The following is a 16,704-nucleotide window of genomic DNA, read 5'->3' as shown; positions in this document are numbered from 1 at the left end:
TTAAACTCTGTTGATTGGAGCAGAAATCAACAGCTAAATTTAACAGCGCCAAAAAATAAAGAATATGAAATTTTTGATGCCTAAATGGAAATAATAACAATATTGAACTGTGAGTCAGGGGTGAGAGCATTGAGATCAAGTGAAAAAGGAAGGACGATTCAGTCTATGGATGGCAGGATTTTTGGAGTGGATTTTCATGATTTTATCCAAAAAGAACAGCATAACACACCATTTGAGCTTGCATCCGAATTCGGATTAACTATGAAGGATGTCAGAAAGTTGAAAAAACATTTGGGGAGATCATAAATTCAACTTGACAATGATCGAGATGCTCCGTATGATAAAGAAATAATATTGAAAACTTGTCATATCCAATGATGGAGCATAGTAGTTAAGACTAATCCATGAAAAGAGAGGAAATGCCCTGGGCTGAAAGCATTTCTGCATGAAACTTAATGAAAGAACACTCCGAAGGTTTCTCTCTGAAAAAGCATCCTGCTCTATTAGGAGAAGAACGTTACAGGCGTTAACTGTTTGAGAGGAAGGGTATTGATTTATTGTACTCTTCAACTAGGGTGGCACCGCGGATAAACTTCCGTCCCTTGTATTTATACAAGGGATGGGAGTTTTTTTATTTAGGAAAAAATTAACATGATACATATGAATTACTTGTTATTGAGGAGGTTTTTGCCATGTCAATCAGCATTCCGAGAGGGACGCAGGACATATTGCCCGGTGAAGTAGAGCTGTGGCAGCAAATTGAAGCAAAAGCGAAGGAACTATGCGGAAAATACCAATATCATGAAATTCGCACGCCGATTTTTGAACAAACTGAACTATTCTTAAGAGGTGTAGGCGATACGACTGATATTGTTCAGAAGGAAATGTATACATTTGAGGACCGTGGCGGCCGTAGTATTACGCTAAGGCCTGAAGGGACAGCACCGGTTGTTAGGTCATATGTTGAGAAAAAAATGTTCGGTAACGCTGGTCAGCCGGTTAAGCTCTACTATTTGGGACCAATGTTCCGCTATGAACGCCCTCAAGCAGGCCGTTTCCGCCAATTTGTCCAATTTGGTGTCGAAGCACTTGGAAGCAGTGACCCGGCCATTGATGTTGAAGTAATTGCCCTTGCCATGAACCTTTATAAAGAAATGGGCTTAAAAAAGTTGAAGCTTGTGGTTAATAGTCTTGGTGATAAAGATAGTCGGCAGGCACATCGTGATGCTTTAGTGAAACATTTCAAACCTAGAATCGGAGAGTTTTGTCAGGATTGTCAAAACAGATTGGAAAAAAATCCGCTCCGAATCTTGGATTGCAAACAGGACCGCAGCCACGAGTTAATGAAAACAGCCCCATCAATTCTCGAATATCTAAATGAGGAATCACATGCTTATTTTGAAAAAGTAAAGCAATATTTAACACAGCTTGATCTAGCCTTTGAAGTGGACGCCAATTTAGTTCGGGGCTTGGATTACTATAATCACACTACTTTTGAAATTATGAGTGATGCGGAAGGGTTTGGAGCGATTACTACGCTTTGCGGAGGCGGACGCTATAACGGTCTAGTCGAGGAAATAGGAGGACCGAATACAGCAGGAATCGGATTTGCTTTAAGTATTGAACGGTTTATTGCAGCACTTAAAGCGGAGGGCATTGAACTAAATGTAAATGAAGGAATCGATTGCTATCTTGCAGCGTTAGGGGACGAGGCAAAGGATTACACAGTAGGACTTCTGCAGCAGCTTCGTTCAGCAGGTTATTCTGCAGAAAGAGACTATTTGGATCGAAAAATTAAAGCACAATTTAAGGCGGCCGACCGCTTGAAAGCAAAGTTTGTTGCCATCCTTGGTGACGAAGAGCTGAAAAACAATAAAATCAACGTGAAAAATATGGCTACAGGTGAACAAACAGAAATAGCATTGGACGCTTTTGTCCAAGAATTCAAGAAGTTGCAGGTTTAAAGGAGGATAATCATGTTTGGCAGATCATATTTTTGTGGCGAGGTTCCTGAGAAAGCAGTTGGGGAAAAAGTAACATTAAAAGGATGGGTACAGCGTAGACGCGACCTTGGAGGATTAATTTTTATCGATCTTCGCGATCGCACTGGGATTGTGCAGGTTGTTTTTAATCCAGAATTATCACAGGATGCATTGCAAACAGCTGAAAAAATCCGCAATGAGTATGTTTTGGATGTTGTCGGGACTGTAGTTGCCCGTGATCCAGGAACTGTTAATGAGAATATAAATACTGGGAAAATTGAAGTTCAAGCAGAAACGGTAACCATCATTAATGAAGCGAAAACACCGCCATTTATGATTTCGGATAATACAGATGCTTCAGAAGATGTACGTTTAAAATATCGTTATTTAGACTTCCGTCGCCCTGTCATGTTTGAAACATTAAAAATGCGCCATCAGGTAACGCAAAATATCCGGAATTTCTTAGATTCAGAAGGCTTTTTAGATGTGGAAACGCCAATTTTAACAAAGAGTACACCAGAGGGAGCCCGTGACTACCTTGTTCCAAGCCGTGTGCATCCAGGTGAGTTTTATGCATTACCGCAATCACCTCAATTGTTTAAGCAGCTTTTAATGGTGGGTGGAGTGGAACGCTACTACCAAATTGCCCGTTGTTTCCGTGATGAAGACTTACGTGCTGACCGTCAGCCGGAGTTTACTCAGGTAGATATTGAAACAAGCTTCTTAAGTCAAGAGGATATCATGGGTCTTCTAGAAAGAATGATGTCCAAAGTGATGAAGGATGTAAAAGGTATAGATGTTGCCACTCCGTTCCCGCGCATGAGCTATGACGAAGCTATGAACCGATATGGTTCTGATAAACCGGATACCCGATTTGGCTTAGAGTTAGTCGATGTATCCGAGATCGTAAAGGATTCTGACTTTAAAGTATTTGCGGCGGCTGTTGCCGGAGGCGGACAAGTAAAAGCTATAAATGTGAAAGCTGCGGCGGACAAGTATTCCCGCAAAGACATTGATGCACTTGGTGAGTTTGCTGCGCGCTATGGGGCTAAAGGGCTTGCTTGGTTAAAGGTGGAAGCAAATGAGCTAAAGGGTCCGATTGCGAAATTCTTCTCCGAAGAAAATGCAGCGGCAATTAAAGCTACTCTTGAGGCAGCTGAAGGGGACTTACTGCTGTTTGTGGCGGATAAAAAGAGCGTGGTTGCTGATTCCCTCGGAGCATTAAGACTTAAACTTGGCAAAGAGTTAAATTTAATTGATGAGAGCTTATATAATTTCTTATGGGTTATAGATTGGCCGCTGCTTGAGTACGCCGAGGAGGAGGGGCGTTATTATGCTGCTCACCATCCTTTTACAATGCCGGTGCGCGACGATTTAGCTTACCTAGATACAGATCCTTCAAGGGTTCGTGCTCAAGCATATGACATAGTATTGAATGGCTATGAGTTGGGCGGCGGCTCATTGCGGATCTTTGAGCGCCCAATTCAAGAGAAAATGTTCAGCGTCCTAGGTTTTACACCTGAAGAAGCGAAGGAACAATTCGGCTGGTTATTAAATGCTTTTGAATACGGGACACCTCCTCATGGAGGAATTGCGATTGGTCTTGACCGTTTAGTGATGCTGCTGGCCGGAAGCTCTAACCTTAGAGATACCATTGCTTTTCCAAAAACGGCAAGTGCAAGCTGCTTAGTAACAGATGCACCAAGCGAGGTAGCAAGTTCCCAATTGCAGGAATTGTATTTGTCACTAAATGTTAATAAATAACAATGAATCCTGTATTTATCGCCTTGAAGCCGATTTCATAATGTGCTATTATTAAGTCAATCAAAAGAGAATCCTGAGATGTACGTTGTGTTACCTAAAGTTTTGACCGAACATTATTGAATTGGGAGACCGGAGTTTCCTACTTGCGTAAATGCCCCACTCTTTGACGAGTCAGGGGACTTACAATAACGGGAATAGGACACCCACCTGCTGAGTGCGGGATCAAAACAAGGGATCAAAAAGCGACGGCACCATCGGGATTCTCTTTTATTACTACAATCATTACCTCCTGACATCAGGAGGTTTTTGCCGTTTTAGGTTTTTGATCAGGCGATTTATAGTGAAATTCCTATCAAGATACTTGTAATTGAGAAAAAGTATGATATATTTTTTAAGGTGAAAAGATAAAGTATAGTGTTATTTGAATATGAGAATAGTGGAGGAACATCATGCTGCATCAATTTTCTCGTAATGAGCTTGCAATAGGTAAAGAAGGCCTCGATATTATGAAAAACACTACAGTTGCTGTATTAGGAATTGGCGGTGTTGGCTCTTTCGCAGCCGAGGCTTTAGCCCGTTCCGGCGTGGGACGTTTAATATTGATTGATAAGGACGATGTTGATATTACCAATGTGAACCGTCAGCTTATTGCTTTGCTTTCGACAATTGGCCGTCCTAAGGTTGATATCATGCAAGAACGGATTAAAGATATTAATCCTGATTGCGAAGTCATTGCTCTTAAAATGTTTTATACAGAAGAAACATATGAAGAAATATTCAGCTACAATATTGATTTTTTCGTTGATGCCTCTGATACCATCATGTATAAAATCCATTTAATGAAAGAATGTTTAAAGCGAAATATCCCAATGATCTCCAGCATGGGTGCTGCCAATAAAATGGATCCAACCCGTTTTCAAATTGCTGATATTTCTAAGACGCATACGGACCCGATTGCGAAGGTAATAAGAACAAAACTTCGTAAAGAAGGCATCAGGAAAGGGATCACAGTTGTCTTTTCAGATGAGAGCCCAATTGTAATTCGTGAGGATGTCCGCCAAGTGGTTGGGAATGACCAAGCCGCCATTCGCAAGGCGAAAATGCCGCCATCATCTAATGCATTCGTGCCATCAGCTTGCGGTTTGATAATGGCAAGCTATGTCGTTCAGGAATTATTGAAAGATATTAAAATTAGCCGTGTGAGAGATGAAAAATAGGTAATCGTTGACTCTGAACTTTAGTAAAGTTCAGGGTTATTTTTTTGTTTCCGCAAGAATGGGTTTTAGATTGCGATAAGAAAAAACGTTTTTTCAGTCCCAAGCCTTAGAAATTAACCTTCTTGAAACTGATTTAAGTAAAGTGTGACGATTGCTATAATAAATTTTGTAAAAAAGCTAAAAAATTTTTCCACAATAAGGTAAACTTAATCGTGAATCAGAAAAAGGGGGGAGTACTATGGAAGCGATCGTAGAATTAAAAAAGGTCACCAAAATAATCAAAGGCAGGAAGATTATAGATAATATCAGCTTTCAAGTAAATAAAGGCGAGGTATTTGGTTTTCTGGGACCGAATGGAGCCGGAAAAACGACGACAATCCGAATGATTGTCGGGTTAATGGGAATTACCTCAGGAGATATCAGCATCAATGGCGCCAGCATTAAATCAGAATTTGAAGATGCAGTCAGAAATGTTGGCGCCATCGTTGAGAATCCGGAAATGTATAAATTTTTATCAGGATATCAAAATCTTATCCACTATGCCAGAATGGCAAAAGGCATTACGAAAGAAAAAATTGCCGAAGTGGTAGAACTTGTTGGATTAACCAATCGGATCCATGATAAAGTGAAAACCTATTCCCTTGGGATGAGACAAAGGCTTGGTCTCGCACAATGCCTGCTACATGACCCAAAAGTATTGATTCTTGATGAGCCTACAAATGGCTTAGATCCCGCAGGAATTAGAGAAATCCGTGATTATGTCCGCAGACTGGCTAGGGAAAAAAATATGGCCGTGATTGTTTCCAGCCATCTTCTATCTGAAATGGAAATGATGTGCGATCGGATTGGGATTATTCAAAATGGCCAACTGATTGATGTTCAAGAGATGAAAGAATTTGTGCATGGAAATGAGACTGCTTTTGAACTGGAAGTGGCTCCAAGTGAAAAAGCTTTATCAATTGTAAAATCATTTTTTCCAAATACACATGCCAGTTACTCCCTAAACGGAATGAAAGTCGATCTTCCAAAAGACGACATTCCAAAACTAGTGAAATTGCTGGTTCAAGAAGAGATACAGATATTTACTATAAAAGAAACGGCAAAAACATTAGAAGACCGCTTCTTGGAAGTAACACGAGAAAAGGGGGAAGCAAACCATGGTTAATCTAATTAAAAATGAGTGGATGAAGATTTTTCGGCGTCCAGGAACATATGTGATGATTACCATCCTGATTCTTAGTACATTATTGGTTGGTATAGTTTCTAAATATCAGGAAAAGGGCCCCGGAGCTGCTGATAAAAATTGGGTGCAAACGTTAAAGGAAGAAAATGATGCATTAAAAAAACAGATGGAACAGAGTCGTTCCAAGGTGGAAAAGCAATATTACAAGAAGGAAATTGTGATTAATAACTATCGCATTCAGCATAATCTGCCACCAAAAGAAACGAAATATCATGTTTGGTCATTTGTGAAGGATGCATCAGATTTGATTATTTTAACAGGATTATTTACGATTATTGTCGCTGCGGGGATCGTAGCCAGCGAATTTAATTGGGGAACCATAAAGTTGCTACTGATCAGGCCGATTAACCGCACAAAGATCTTACTTTCCAAATATTTTACGGTTATCTTGTTTGCTTTATTTATGCTTGCGATTCTGTTTGCTTTTTCAGCGGCGTTGGGTGCTGTACTTTTTGGAATGCCGAATCAATCAGTTCCGTACTTGAATTATTATAACGGCAAGGTGACAGAGCAAAATATAGTGATCCATTTACTTATTTATTATGGGCTTAATTCTATTAAAATGATGATGCTCGTAACAATGGCATTTATGATTTCTACTGTCTTCCGAAACAGTTCCCTAGCAATTGGCTTATCGCTCTTCCTATTATTTACCGGTGATCAATTTACAGCATTATTGGCATTAAAATTCTCCTGGGCGAAATTCATTCTTTTTGCCAACACGGACTTAATGCAATACATCGAAGGAACACCCCTAGTAGATGGGATGACTATGACCTTTTCCATCATTATGCTCATCATCTACTTTATAATATTCCATTTCCTTTCCTTCTTTGTATTCAATAAACGGGATGTTGCGTCCTAATAGAAAAGGTGTCAGGCACCATGTGAAGTTTTCACATGGTGCCTGACACCTTCATCATTTTCTTGTTATTTTTTCGTAGACAGCAGCCATGGCTTGTTCGAATTTTCCTGTTTTCTTTGGCTGGTAGTATTGTTTGTGTTTGAGTTTGTCTGGTAAGTATTGTTGCGGAACCCAGCCGTTTTCGTAGTTGTGGGGGTAGAGGTAGCCGATGCCTCTGCCTAGTTCTTTTGCACCTTTGTAGTGGGCGTCTTTAAGGTGATCCGGTACCTCTCCAATGATACCTTTTTGGATATCTTCCATGGCAGCATCGATGGCTAAAATGGCTGAATTTGATTTTGGCGACAAGCACAATTCGATCACAGTATTTGCCAGGGGAATACGTCCTTCAGGAAACCCAAGGCGCTCAGCTGTTTCAATGGCAGCTAATGTCCGAGGTCCCGCCTGTGGGTTTGCCAATCCGATATCTTCATAGGCGATGACAATTAGCCGGCGGCTGATACTTGGCAAGTCGCCAGCTTCAATTAGTCGTCCAAGATAGTGTAACGCTGCATTCACATCACTGCCACGAATTGACTTTTGAAAGGCAGATACCACATCATAATGGGCATCACCATCCTTATCCGCAGGGATACTTTTCTTTTGCAGACATTCCTCGGCGATGGCGACATCGATATGAACGATCCCTTGTTCATCTGGATCTGTTGACATAACAGCCAATTCTAATGCATTAAGTGAGCTTCTTACATCTCCGCCAGACCCTCGGGCAAAATGAAGTAAAGCATCGTGGGAAATTTCAACTTTTAACTTGCCTAAGCCGCGTTCCTCATCATCAAGCGCCAAATTCAGTGCCTGTATGACATCCTCAGAGGACAAAGGTTTAAGTTCGAAGATTTGACAGCGGCTGCGGATGGCTGGATTGATCGCATGATAGGGATTGCTTGTTGTTGCCCCAATAAGCACAATCATACCGTTTTCGAGGTAAGGTAATAGGAAATCTTGTTTGGCTTTATCCAGGCGATGGACCTCATCCAGAAGAAGGATCACTTTCCCGGACATTTTTGCTTCCGCAGCAACGATTTCCATATCTTTTTTATTATTGGTAACGGCATTTAAAGTTCGAAAGGCATATTTTGTACTTCCGGCAATGGCACTGGCGATGGAGGTTTTTCCGATGCCCGGAGGGCCGTAGAGAATCATTGATGCCAGCTGTTTGGCTTTGACCATTCTCGCAATAATTTTCCCTTCACCGACAAGGTGCTGCTGGCCGAAAACCTCTTCAATTGAGCGCGGACGCATTCGGTAGGCTAAGGGTTTTTGCTGCATATACATCTCTCCAAAGAAATATCATTATAGCTTTACAATACCATTTTCTTATCAAAAAGCATATTAAAGTAGAATATGATATAATTTCTAATGCTTATCTATTTACTATGAATTTCTGTTATTAAAAAATAAAGTATAACGAATAGAGGTGCTTTTATATATGAAAATTTCGACGAAAGGGCGTTATGGCCTTACCATCATGATTGAGTTGGCAAAAAATTATGGCGAGGGCCCTACCTCACTTAAAGCGATTGCACATGCTAATGATTTATCAGAGCATTATTTAGAGCAGTTAATTTCTCCGCTAAGAAATGCAGGATTAGTAAAAAGTATTAGAGGAGCATATGGTGGATATATATTATCAGACGTTCCATCAAAAATTTCAGCCGGTGATGTCATTCGTGTCCTTGAAGGCCCGATCACTCCTGTTGAAGGGATTGAGAATGAAGAGCCAGCAAAGAGGGAGCTATGGATTCGCATACGTGACGCAATAAAAGATGTTTTGGACAATACATCATTGGAAGATTTAGCAAGTCATAGTGAAGATAGTGAGCCGGAAGGTTATATGTTTTATATCTAATGGTTAAAATAAAGAATTATTTCAATTTGAGGTGTCACAATGGAAAGAATTTATCTCGACCATGCCGCTACCTCTCCCATGCATCCAAAAGTTATTGAAAAAATGCTTGAAGTCATGAATTCCATTCCAGGAAATCCTTCCAGCATCCATTCTTTTGGTCGTGAAGCGCGTCATCAAGTTGACATGGCAAGGGAAGCGATGGCTCGAAGTATTGGTGCAAAGGAAAACGAGATTATTTTTACAAGCGGTGGAACAGAAGCGGATAATATGGCGTTATTCGGTGTGGCTGAAAGTTATCAACATAAAGGAAAACACATCATCACTACAAAAATTGAGCATCATGCTGTATTACATGCTTGCGAAAAATTGGAAGAACTTGGCTTTGAAATAACCTATCTTCCTGTCGATGAAACAGGACGAATAACTGTTACCGAGCTGCAAGCAGCTTTAAGAGACGACACCATATTAGTTACAATTATGTATGGCAATAATGAGGTAGGAACCCTGCAGCCGATTAATGAAATTGGCGAGCTATTAAAAAATCATCAGGCATTATTTCATACAGATGCTGTGCAGGCATACGGAATCGAAAATATTGACGTAAATGATTGCTTGGTTGATTTGCTATCCGTCTCAGCCCATAAAATTAATGGTCCAAAAGGGATCGGATTTCTTTACGTACGCTCTAATGTAAAAATCGCTCCCCGTTTATTTGGCGGTGAACAAGAAAGAAAACGTCGCGCAGGAACGGAAAATGTCGCTTCTATAACAGGATTTCATGAAGCAGTTGACTTAGCTGGGATAGTTCGGGACGAGAAAAGAGAAAAATTCACCAGTTTTAAAGATAAATTTTTGCAAGCTCTTCGTGGGCATCAAGTAGAGTTTACAATAAACGGATCACTTGAAAATTCTATGACACATGTATTAAACTTAAGCTTTCCGGGGACAAGTGTGGAAGCAATGCTAGTAAATTTAGATTTGGCCGGAATTGCTGTATCAAGCGGTTCTGCATGTACAGCGGGTTCGATTGAACCTTCCCATGTCCTTGTGGCCATGTTTGGCAAGCAATCAGAGCGGTTAACGAACTCAATCCGTTTTAGCTTCGGTTTCAACACTACGTCTGAAGAAATTTTAAAAGCAGCGGAAGAGACAGCGAAAGTTGTATCGCGTCTGAGAAAATAAATTTTCAAATAAGGTAAGAAGAGAGGTGAAACAAATGGAACATAAGGATCCAAAAAACACACGTGTAGTCGTGGGCATGTCTGGCGGTGTTGATTCCTCTGTAGCGGCGCTTTTATTAAAACAGCAAGGCTATGATGTAATTGGAATTTTTATGAAAAATTGGGATGATACAGATGAAAACGGTGTGTGTACGGCTACCGAAGATTATAACGATGTAATTCGTGTCTGCAATCAAATCGGGATTCCGTATTATGCAGTAAATTTTGAAAAGCAATATTGGGACAAGGTATTTACTTATTTTTTGAATGAATATAAGGCAGGTCGTACCCCAAATCCCGATGTAATGTGCAATAAAGAAATAAAGTTCAAAGCTTTTTTAGAGCATGCGATAAATTTAGGTGCGGATTATTTGGCTACTGGTCATTATGCACGAGTTGAGTACCGCGATGGTGAGTATAAAATGCTTCGCGGACTTGATGATAACAAAGACCAAACGTATTTCCTTAACCAGCTAACGCAGGATCAGTTAAGTAAAGTTATGTTCCCAATCGGCAATTTAGAAAAATCAAGGGTACGGGAAATTGCCAGAGAAGCAAATCTGGCCACAGCTTCGAAGAAAGATAGCACCGGTATTTGTTTTATTGGGGAAAAGAATTTTAAAGAATTCCTTGGACAATATTTGCCTGCGCAGCCAGGGAAAATGGAAACGTTCGAAGGTGAGATTAAAGGCAGCCACGAAGGTTTAATGTATCACACCATCGGCCAGCGTCATGGTTTGGGCATTGGTGGTTCAGGGGAACCATGGTTTGCAATTGGCAAGGATTTAAAAAGAAATGTACTTTATGTTGGACAAGGCTTCCATCATGAAAAACTTTATTCTGATTCAATCATTGCCACAAACGTAAGCTGGGTTTCAAATCGTGCGAAACCATTGGAATTTGAATGTACAGCAAAATTCCGTTATCGCCAGGAAGACCACAAGGTGACCGTTCGATTGTTAGATGGTGATAAATGCGAAGTACGATTCCATGAACCAATTCGCGCTGTTACCCCTGGACAAGCTGCTGTATTTTATGATGGCGAAGAATGTCTTGGCGGTGGTACCATCGATAAAATATATAAAAATGGTGAACATTTGACGTATGTAGGCTAAAAATAGGCCCTGATTCCTAAAGAGGAATCAGGGTTTTATCTTAAATATGTTATACTTCAATTTAGAATGGAGTTGATTTAAATGGATAAAAATCAAAGCGGAATTGAATTTATGAAGGAAGGAAAGTTGGATTTAGCTGCAGAGGCATTTCACGACGCAATTAATGAAAATCCTGATGACCCGGTTGCCTATATCAATTTTGGCAATGTTTTGGCTTTAGCAGGTTCTGACGACAAAGCATTGGCTTTCTATAACAAGGCTATCACCCTAGATGAAAACGCTGCAACAGCTTATTATGGTGCAGGCACTCTTTATTACAGTCAAGAACGCTACGAGGAAGCAAAGAAATGTTTTGAACTCGCTATAAAAAAAGGGCTTGATACTACAGATAATTATTTTATGCTCGGAACGACCTTAATGATCTTGGAACAAAGCACAAAGGCTCTTCCATATTTACAGCGATGTGTTGAACTGAATCCTTCTGATGCAGAAGCTATCTATCAATACGGGCTGTGCCTTGCTCAGCTTAAAATGGTGGAAGATGCTAAGACACAATTTGAAAAATGTGTGGAGATTGAACCTAACCATGCAGATGCTTATTATAATTTAGGGATGGCCTATGCCCTTCAAGACAATGGAGAAAAAGCAATTGAAATGTTTGAAAAAGCATTGGAAATTCAACCTGATCATGAATATACAAGGAATGCAATGAAACATATTGAGGTCATTGAAGAATAATGGTTGTTAGTTAAGTAAGAAAGGAGGGAGCTGATTGGAAAAACAGGAATCCATCGATTTATTCGCCGAACAGGGAAAGTTTGTTAAGGGCAGACCAATAGTGACTATTTTTCACAATGAACAGAATCTTTATACGGTACTAAGGCTTCGTGTAGATGAAACAAATGATCAATATCAAGACAAAGAAGCGGTCATCACCGGATATTTTCCCCGGATTCATGAGCAGGAAACTTACATATTTTACGGGCAATTTACGGAACATCCAAAGTTTGGCACACAGTTTCAGGTTAATCATTTCCGTAAGGACATGCCGCAAACAAAACAAGGGATTATTGCTTATTTATCTGGTGAAATGTTCAAAGGAATTGGCAAGAAGACAGCAGAAAGTATCGTAGAAACGTTAGGTGAAAATGCAATTTCAAAAATTTTGAATCAACCGTCATTACTTGATTCAGTTCCGAAGCTCCTTCCCGATAAGGCGAAATTACTATATGACACATTGATGGAGCACCAGGGCCTGGAACAGGTGATGATCGCTTTAAATCAATATGGCTTCGGCCCACAGCTGTCGATGCGAATTTATCAGGTTTACAAAGAAGAAACTTTGAATACCATTCAAAAGAACCCGTATCAGCTTGTTGAAGATATTGAAGGGATTGGGTTTGGCCGGGCTGATGAACTGGGTTATCAGTTGGGGATATCCGGAAATCATCCGGATCGAATCAAAGCAGCCTGTCTATATACATTGGAAAATGATTGCATGCAAACTGGCCATGTATATTTGCATGCTAAGGATTTGCTTGAGCAGGTAAAGGCACTGCTTGAGGAAAATAAACGAGATGAAATTAACTTTTTGGATATATCGAATGAACTGATTAAGCTCGAGGAAGAGGGAAAGGTAATCGGTGAGGAACAGCGTGTATATTTGCCGTCTTTATTTTTTGCTGAAAAAGGATTGGTAACAAGTATTCAACGCATTTTGGAGCAAAAGGAGTATCAGGAGCAATTCCCGGAGTCGGAGTTTTTACTGGCGTTAGGGGGACTTGAAGAGCGGCTTGGAGTTCAATACGCCCCGACACAAAGGGAAGCGATTCAAACCGCCTTAATGTCACCGATGCTGATTCTAACTGGGGGCCCAGGGACCGGAAAAACAACGGTTATTAAAGGAATTGTTGAATTATATGCCGAACTGCATGGCTGCTCTTTAGATCCGAAAGTCTATCATAAAAAAGATGAGTCCTTCCCAATTTTACTCGCAGCTCCAACTGGTCGCGCGGCAAAACGGATGAGTGAATCGACCGGTCTTCCCGCAGTTACGATTCACCGGCTCCTTGGCTTAAATGGTACAGAGGGTTTTGATCGTGATGAAGCCAATACGTTAGAAGGAAAAATCATCATAGTGGATGAATCCTCAATGCTTGATATATGGCTGGCCAACCAATTATTTAAGGCTTTGCCTGAAAATATCCAAGTTATTCTTGTTGGCGATGAGGACCAGCTTCCTTCTGTAGGACCTGGACAGGTCTTAAAGGATTTGCTGCGGTCTGAACGGATTCCAACTGTCCGCCTCAAAGATATATACCGCCAGGCAGAAGGATCCTCTATTATCGAATTGGCACACGATATTAAAAATGGTACAATCCCGGCTGATATTACTAAAAAACAAGCAGATCGATCCTTTATCAGGTGCTCTACCTCACAAGTAGTGGAAGTGGTTGAAAAGATTGCATTAAATGCAAAAAATAAAGGCTATAGTGCCAAGGATTTTCAAGTGTTAGCACCCATGTACAGAGGGCCGGCAGGTATTGACAGACTGAATGTTCTGCTTCAGGAAATTTTTAATCCTAATCCTGACGGAAAAAGAAAAGAAATTACTTTTGGCGAGGTAAAATACCGAATTGGCGATAAAGTGCTTCAGCTTGTTAATCAGCCAGAAAACAATGTGTTTAACGGGGATATTGGTGAAATTATTTCGATTATATACGCAAAAGAAAATACGGAAAAGGAAGATAAGATTTATATTTCCTATGAAGGAAATGAAGTTGAATATTCGCGGCAGGATTTAAATCAGATCACGCATGCGTACTGCTGCTCGGTGCATAAATCACAGGGAAGTGAATTTCCAATCGTTCTTTTTCCAGTCACCAGAAGCTATTATCGGATGCTGCGGAGGAATCTCATATATACAGCCATTACAAGAAGCAAACAATCATTAATTTTATGTGGTGAAGAGGATGCCTTAAGGATGGGAGTGGAAAGAGCCGATGAACTCTCAAGGAAGACAACATTATGTGATAAACTCCAGGAATCCATTTATCCAAAGACCAACATTTCGGAATCTTTAGTGGAAATGACTGACAACGGTCTATCCTATGAAGAAGAATTAATGCTGGTTAATCCGATGATCGGAATGGAAAACGTTACACCTTATGATTTTTTACCAAATGACTGAAACTATAAATGTTCCGGAAGGGGTGGATGCTCTTTGCGAACATTTTCTTTAGTGAAAGGCCAACCTGTATTTGAAACGAAAAGCGGTATGAAAATGGGGGAAGTTTGTGACCTGTGCATGTCAAAAAGCGGAATTGTTACAGGTCTATTGGTTAGAACGGGCGTTTTCTTCAAACAAACACGCTATTTGAATATTAAAAAAGTGACTTCCTTTGGGTGGGATGGCCTGATGATTGAAGACAAAAATTATCTGGAAAAGCTGGAGGAGAGCCCGGAATATACCTTTACACATCAGAATCCACTTGAAGGAAAACTGATGCTTTCCAAAAGCGGTGAGTCACTTGGATTGTTAAAAGATGTATATTTCCAAGAGGAAGTGGGCACCATTATAGGGTACGAAATTACGGATGGTTTCTTTTCAGATATTACGGAAGGAAAACAAGTAATCCATTCCGGGAAACCCTTAACGGTTGGAAAAGATGCCATTATCGTTGAAGTAAAAGAAACGTGAGGTGTCTTTTCGTGTTTAAGTGCCCTAATTGTCAAAGCAAGGATATTGGCAAAATTGGTATTAACCAATATTATTGCTGGAACTGCTTTATTGAACTTTCAGTTTCCAAAGGTCTGATCAATACCCACCAAGTGGAGGAAGACGGATCACTTAGTTCATTAGATGATTTGTTTGAAGAGGAAGAGCGTCGTTACACCATTTAAAAGTGTGGATAAAAGTCCACTTTCTTCTTTAATAAAGTGATCGCCATCAAACTCATGCGATTGCTTAGCTGTCGAATTCTTCTTCGAAGTCCGACAATACAGAAGAGGTGAAATGTATGAATAAATTGACGACGTCAGTGATTGCTTTTGGTGCAGGGATGGCTGCTTATAATTTAGTCCAAAGAAGCAATTTAATGTCAGCCCGCAATATGAAAAGAATGCAAAAAACAATTAAACGTTCGATTTTTTAGACTTAATCCCCTCATGCGTTGAGGGGTTTTTTCAATATGAATAATTCCAAGGTTTTCCTCTCACAATAACTTATAAGGAGGCATGGCTTTGGATATCCGAATGAAATGGTACTGGCGGATCGGCTTTATATTGCTTATATTAATTTCGCTTTACGTCTTTTTAAAGATACGCTTCGTCTGGATTCCCATCCTGAAAGTAGCCGGGATTATTATACTCCCTTTTTTAATAGCCGGATTTATTACCTATTTACTTCACCCGATTGTTGAAAAACTGCATGAAAAGGGACTTCACCGAGGTCTGGCTATTCTTTTTATCTATGTTCTTTTTTTTGGTGGGATTGGTTTTGCCTTGTATAAAGGCATTCCTGCGTTTATTGATCAAATGAAGGACCTTTCTGAAAATGCACCTGTTTTTGCAGAACAATATCGCAGTTGGATCAATGCTATTCAAGCGCACACAAGAACATGGCCGGATGGGCTTCAAGGCAGAATGAATGATGGAATTGACGCATTTGAAGAAACAGTAGACTCCATGTTATCACTGACAATTGATATTTTAGTTAAATTTCTAAAATCAGCACTTGTGATAGTCATTATTCCATTTATAGCATTTTACATGTTAAAGGATATACAACTAGTCAAACGTGTCATTTGGTATTTGGTCCCGAGACAATGGAGGCGGCAGGGAGCCCGCTTTTTAAAAGAAGTAGATGATTCTCTGGGCAGCTACATTAGAGGACAAATTTTGGTATGTGTTATAATTGGCGGTGCTGCAGCACTGTTGTTCTGGTTTTTCCATTTACGGTATCCGTTGCTTTTAGGATTTATTGTTGGGGTAACAGATGTAATTCCTTATTTTGGAGCGATTATCGGTGCACTTCCAGCAGTCATTATTGCAGCAACTGTTTCAGTTAAGCTAGTTATGATTACAATTATCATTATTTTAGTCCTTCAGTTTCTGGAAGGGAATATATTGTCCCCGTATATATTTGGGAAAAGCTTGCATATGCATCCGCTCCTTATTATGCTGGCCATTACAGCCGGCGGGGAAATCGGCGGTGTGATCGGTTTAATTATTGCCGTACCGGTTTTAGTGGTATTGAAAGCAGGGATCGTTCATGCCAAAAACCTGATCGTACAGAGCAAAAATAAGGAATAATTGACAAAGCTATAGTTAAATGGCTATAATTCGTCATATAGATTTTAATGAATTAAAAATGTTGAAGGATCGAGTATGTAAT

At 40.2% G+C, this 16,704-nt stretch carries 16 protein-coding genes, 1 other RNA gene and 2 other annotated features (1 of these 19 only partly in view); of the genes, 16 read left to right on the top strand and 1 reads right to left on the bottom strand.

Annotation, left to right across the window (positions count from 1 at the left end):
• Positions 1–129 precede the first annotated feature (129 nt).
• The 7 genes from HPT25_RS00340 to HPT25_RS00310 all read left to right on the top strand — a co-directional run bounded on the left by HPT25_RS00340 (position 130) and on the right by HPT25_RS00310 (position 7,071).
• Positions 130–306 (top strand): hypothetical protein, encoded by a 177-nt coding sequence (locus HPT25_RS00340; RefSeq protein ID WP_173058424.1) that lies wholly within the window; start codon positions 130–132, stop codon positions 304–306.
• Between the two features lie 59 nt (positions 307–365).
• Positions 366–606, top strand: a binding site (T-box leader).
• Between the two features lie 86 nt (positions 607–692).
• Positions 693–1,964, top strand: a complete 1,272-nt coding sequence (gene hisS, locus HPT25_RS00335; protein WP_173058422.1) for a histidine--tRNA ligase — start codon at positions 693–695, stop codon at positions 1,962–1,964.
• 12 nt (positions 1,965–1,976) lie between these two features.
• Positions 1,977–3,746, top strand: coding sequence for an aspartate--tRNA ligase (aspS, locus tag HPT25_RS00330; protein ID WP_173058420.1), 1,770 nt, complete (start codon positions 1,977–1,979; stop codon positions 3,744–3,746).
• Between the two features lie 67 nt (positions 3,747–3,813).
• A non-coding RNA gene (gene ssrS, locus HPT25_RS00325) (6S RNA) lies at positions 3,814–4,011 on the top strand.
• A gap of 184 nt (positions 4,012–4,195) precedes the next feature.
• Complete coding sequence (locus HPT25_RS00320) at positions 4,196–4,963, top strand: tRNA threonylcarbamoyladenosine dehydratase (protein WP_173058418.1); 768 nt, start codon at positions 4,196–4,198, stop codon at positions 4,961–4,963.
• A 238-nt stretch (positions 4,964–5,201) separates the two neighbouring features.
• A complete protein-coding gene (locus HPT25_RS00315) occupies positions 5,202–6,128 on the top strand; it encodes an ABC transporter ATP-binding protein (protein WP_173058416.1) in 927 nt (308 codons plus the stop codon).
• Entirely contained in the window at positions 6,121–7,071 is a 951-nt protein-coding gene (locus HPT25_RS00310) for an ABC transporter permease (protein ID WP_173058415.1), read from the top strand. The genes HPT25_RS00315 and HPT25_RS00310 overlap by 8 nt, the downstream gene beginning before the upstream one ends.
• 54 nt (positions 7,072–7,125) lie before the next feature.
• On the opposite strand, the gene HPT25_RS00305 is transcribed toward HPT25_RS00310, so the two are convergent.
• Positions 7,126–8,394: a replication-associated recombination protein A gene (locus tag HPT25_RS00305; RefSeq protein ID WP_173058412.1), complete on the bottom strand. Its 1,269-nt coding sequence runs from the start codon at positions 8,392–8,394 to the stop codon at positions 7,126–7,128.
• 160 nt (positions 8,395–8,554) lie between these two features.
• Here HPT25_RS00305 and cymR point away from each other — a divergent pair, with 160 nt between their 5' ends.
• From cymR to HPT25_RS00260, 9 genes are all read left to right on the top strand, one after another.
• Positions 8,555–8,974, top strand: a complete 420-nt coding sequence (gene cymR, locus HPT25_RS00300; RefSeq protein WP_173058411.1) for a cysteine metabolism transcriptional regulator CymR — start codon at positions 8,555–8,557, stop codon at positions 8,972–8,974.
• A gap of 39 nt (positions 8,975–9,013) precedes the next feature.
• Positions 9,014–10,156, top strand: coding sequence for a cysteine desulfurase family protein (locus HPT25_RS00295; protein WP_173058409.1), 1,143 nt, complete (start codon positions 9,014–9,016; stop codon positions 10,154–10,156).
• Positions 10,157–10,190: 34 nt separating this feature from the next.
• A complete protein-coding gene (gene mnmA / locus HPT25_RS00290) occupies positions 10,191–11,309 on the top strand; it encodes a tRNA 2-thiouridine(34) synthase MnmA (protein ID WP_173058407.1) in 1,119 nt (372 codons plus the stop codon).
• A gap of 81 nt (positions 11,310–11,390) precedes the next feature.
• Entirely contained in the window at positions 11,391–12,047 is a 657-nt protein-coding gene (locus tag HPT25_RS00285) for a tetratricopeptide repeat protein (RefSeq protein WP_173058405.1), read from the top strand.
• 34 nt (positions 12,048–12,081) lie between these two features.
• The gene (gene recD2, locus HPT25_RS00280) at positions 12,082–14,499 is read left to right on the top strand and encodes an SF1B family DNA helicase RecD2 (RefSeq protein WP_173058403.1); all 2,418 of its coding nucleotides are present in this window, start codon (positions 12,082–12,084) and stop codon (positions 14,497–14,499) included.
• Positions 14,500–14,532: 33 nt separating this feature from the next.
• Positions 14,533–15,009, top strand: coding sequence for a PRC-barrel domain-containing protein (locus HPT25_RS00275; protein WP_173058401.1), 477 nt, complete (start codon positions 14,533–14,535; stop codon positions 15,007–15,009).
• 11 nt (positions 15,010–15,020) lie between these two features.
• Complete coding sequence (locus HPT25_RS00270) at positions 15,021–15,212, top strand: YrzR-like zinc ribbon domain (RefSeq protein WP_173058399.1); 192 nt, start codon at positions 15,021–15,023, stop codon at positions 15,210–15,212.
• Between the two features lie 116 nt (positions 15,213–15,328).
• Positions 15,329–15,463: a YrzQ family protein gene (locus tag HPT25_RS00265; protein ID WP_173058397.1), complete on the top strand. Its 135-nt coding sequence runs from the start codon at positions 15,329–15,331 to the stop codon at positions 15,461–15,463.
• An 88-nt stretch (positions 15,464–15,551) separates the two neighbouring features.
• Positions 15,552–16,622 (top strand): AI-2E family transporter, encoded by a 1,071-nt coding sequence (locus HPT25_RS00260; RefSeq protein WP_173058395.1) that lies wholly within the window; start codon positions 15,552–15,554, stop codon positions 16,620–16,622.
• A 52-nt stretch (positions 16,623–16,674) separates the two neighbouring features.
• Positions 16,675–16,704 (top strand) — a binding site (T-box leader); it runs 200 nt beyond the window's last position.

The organism is Neobacillus endophyticus, assembly GCF_013248975.1.
Lineage (GTDB): Bacteria > Bacillota > Bacilli > Bacillales > Cytobacillaceae > Neobacillus > Neobacillus endophyticus.
Note: the sequence above shows the minus strand (reverse complement) of the source record. Positions and strands in the feature narration are given on the sequence as shown.

Coding starts and splice junctions, on each gene's coding strand:
- HPT25_RS00265 (WP_173058397.1), top strand. CDS start 15,329: ATGAATAAATTGACGACGTCAGTGATTGCTTTTGGTGCAGGGATGGCT.
- HPT25_RS00285 (WP_173058405.1), top strand. CDS start 11,391: ATGGATAAAAATCAAAGCGGAATTGAATTTATGAAGGAAGGAAAGTTG.
- mnmA (WP_173058407.1), top strand. CDS start 10,191: ATGGAACATAAGGATCCAAAAAACACACGTGTAGTCGTGGGCATGTCT.
- HPT25_RS00315 (WP_173058416.1), top strand. CDS start 5,202: ATGGAAGCGATCGTAGAATTAAAAAAGGTCACCAAAATAATCAAAGGC.
- HPT25_RS00295 (WP_173058409.1), top strand. CDS start 9,014: ATGGAAAGAATTTATCTCGACCATGCCGCTACCTCTCCCATGCATCCA.
- aspS (WP_173058420.1), top strand. CDS start 1,977: ATGTTTGGCAGATCATATTTTTGTGGCGAGGTTCCTGAGAAAGCAGTT.
- hisS (WP_173058422.1), top strand. CDS start 693: ATGTCAATCAGCATTCCGAGAGGGACGCAGGACATATTGCCCGGTGAA.
- HPT25_RS00305 (WP_173058412.1), bottom strand. CDS start 8,394: ATGCAGCAAAAACCCTTAGCCTACCGAATGCGTCCGCGCTCAATTGAA.
- HPT25_RS00310 (WP_173058415.1), top strand. CDS start 6,121: ATGGTTAATCTAATTAAAAATGAGTGGATGAAGATTTTTCGGCGTCCA.
- cymR (WP_173058411.1), top strand. CDS start 8,555: ATGAAAATTTCGACGAAAGGGCGTTATGGCCTTACCATCATGATTGAG.
- HPT25_RS00320 (WP_173058418.1), top strand. CDS start 4,196: ATGCTGCATCAATTTTCTCGTAATGAGCTTGCAATAGGTAAAGAAGGC.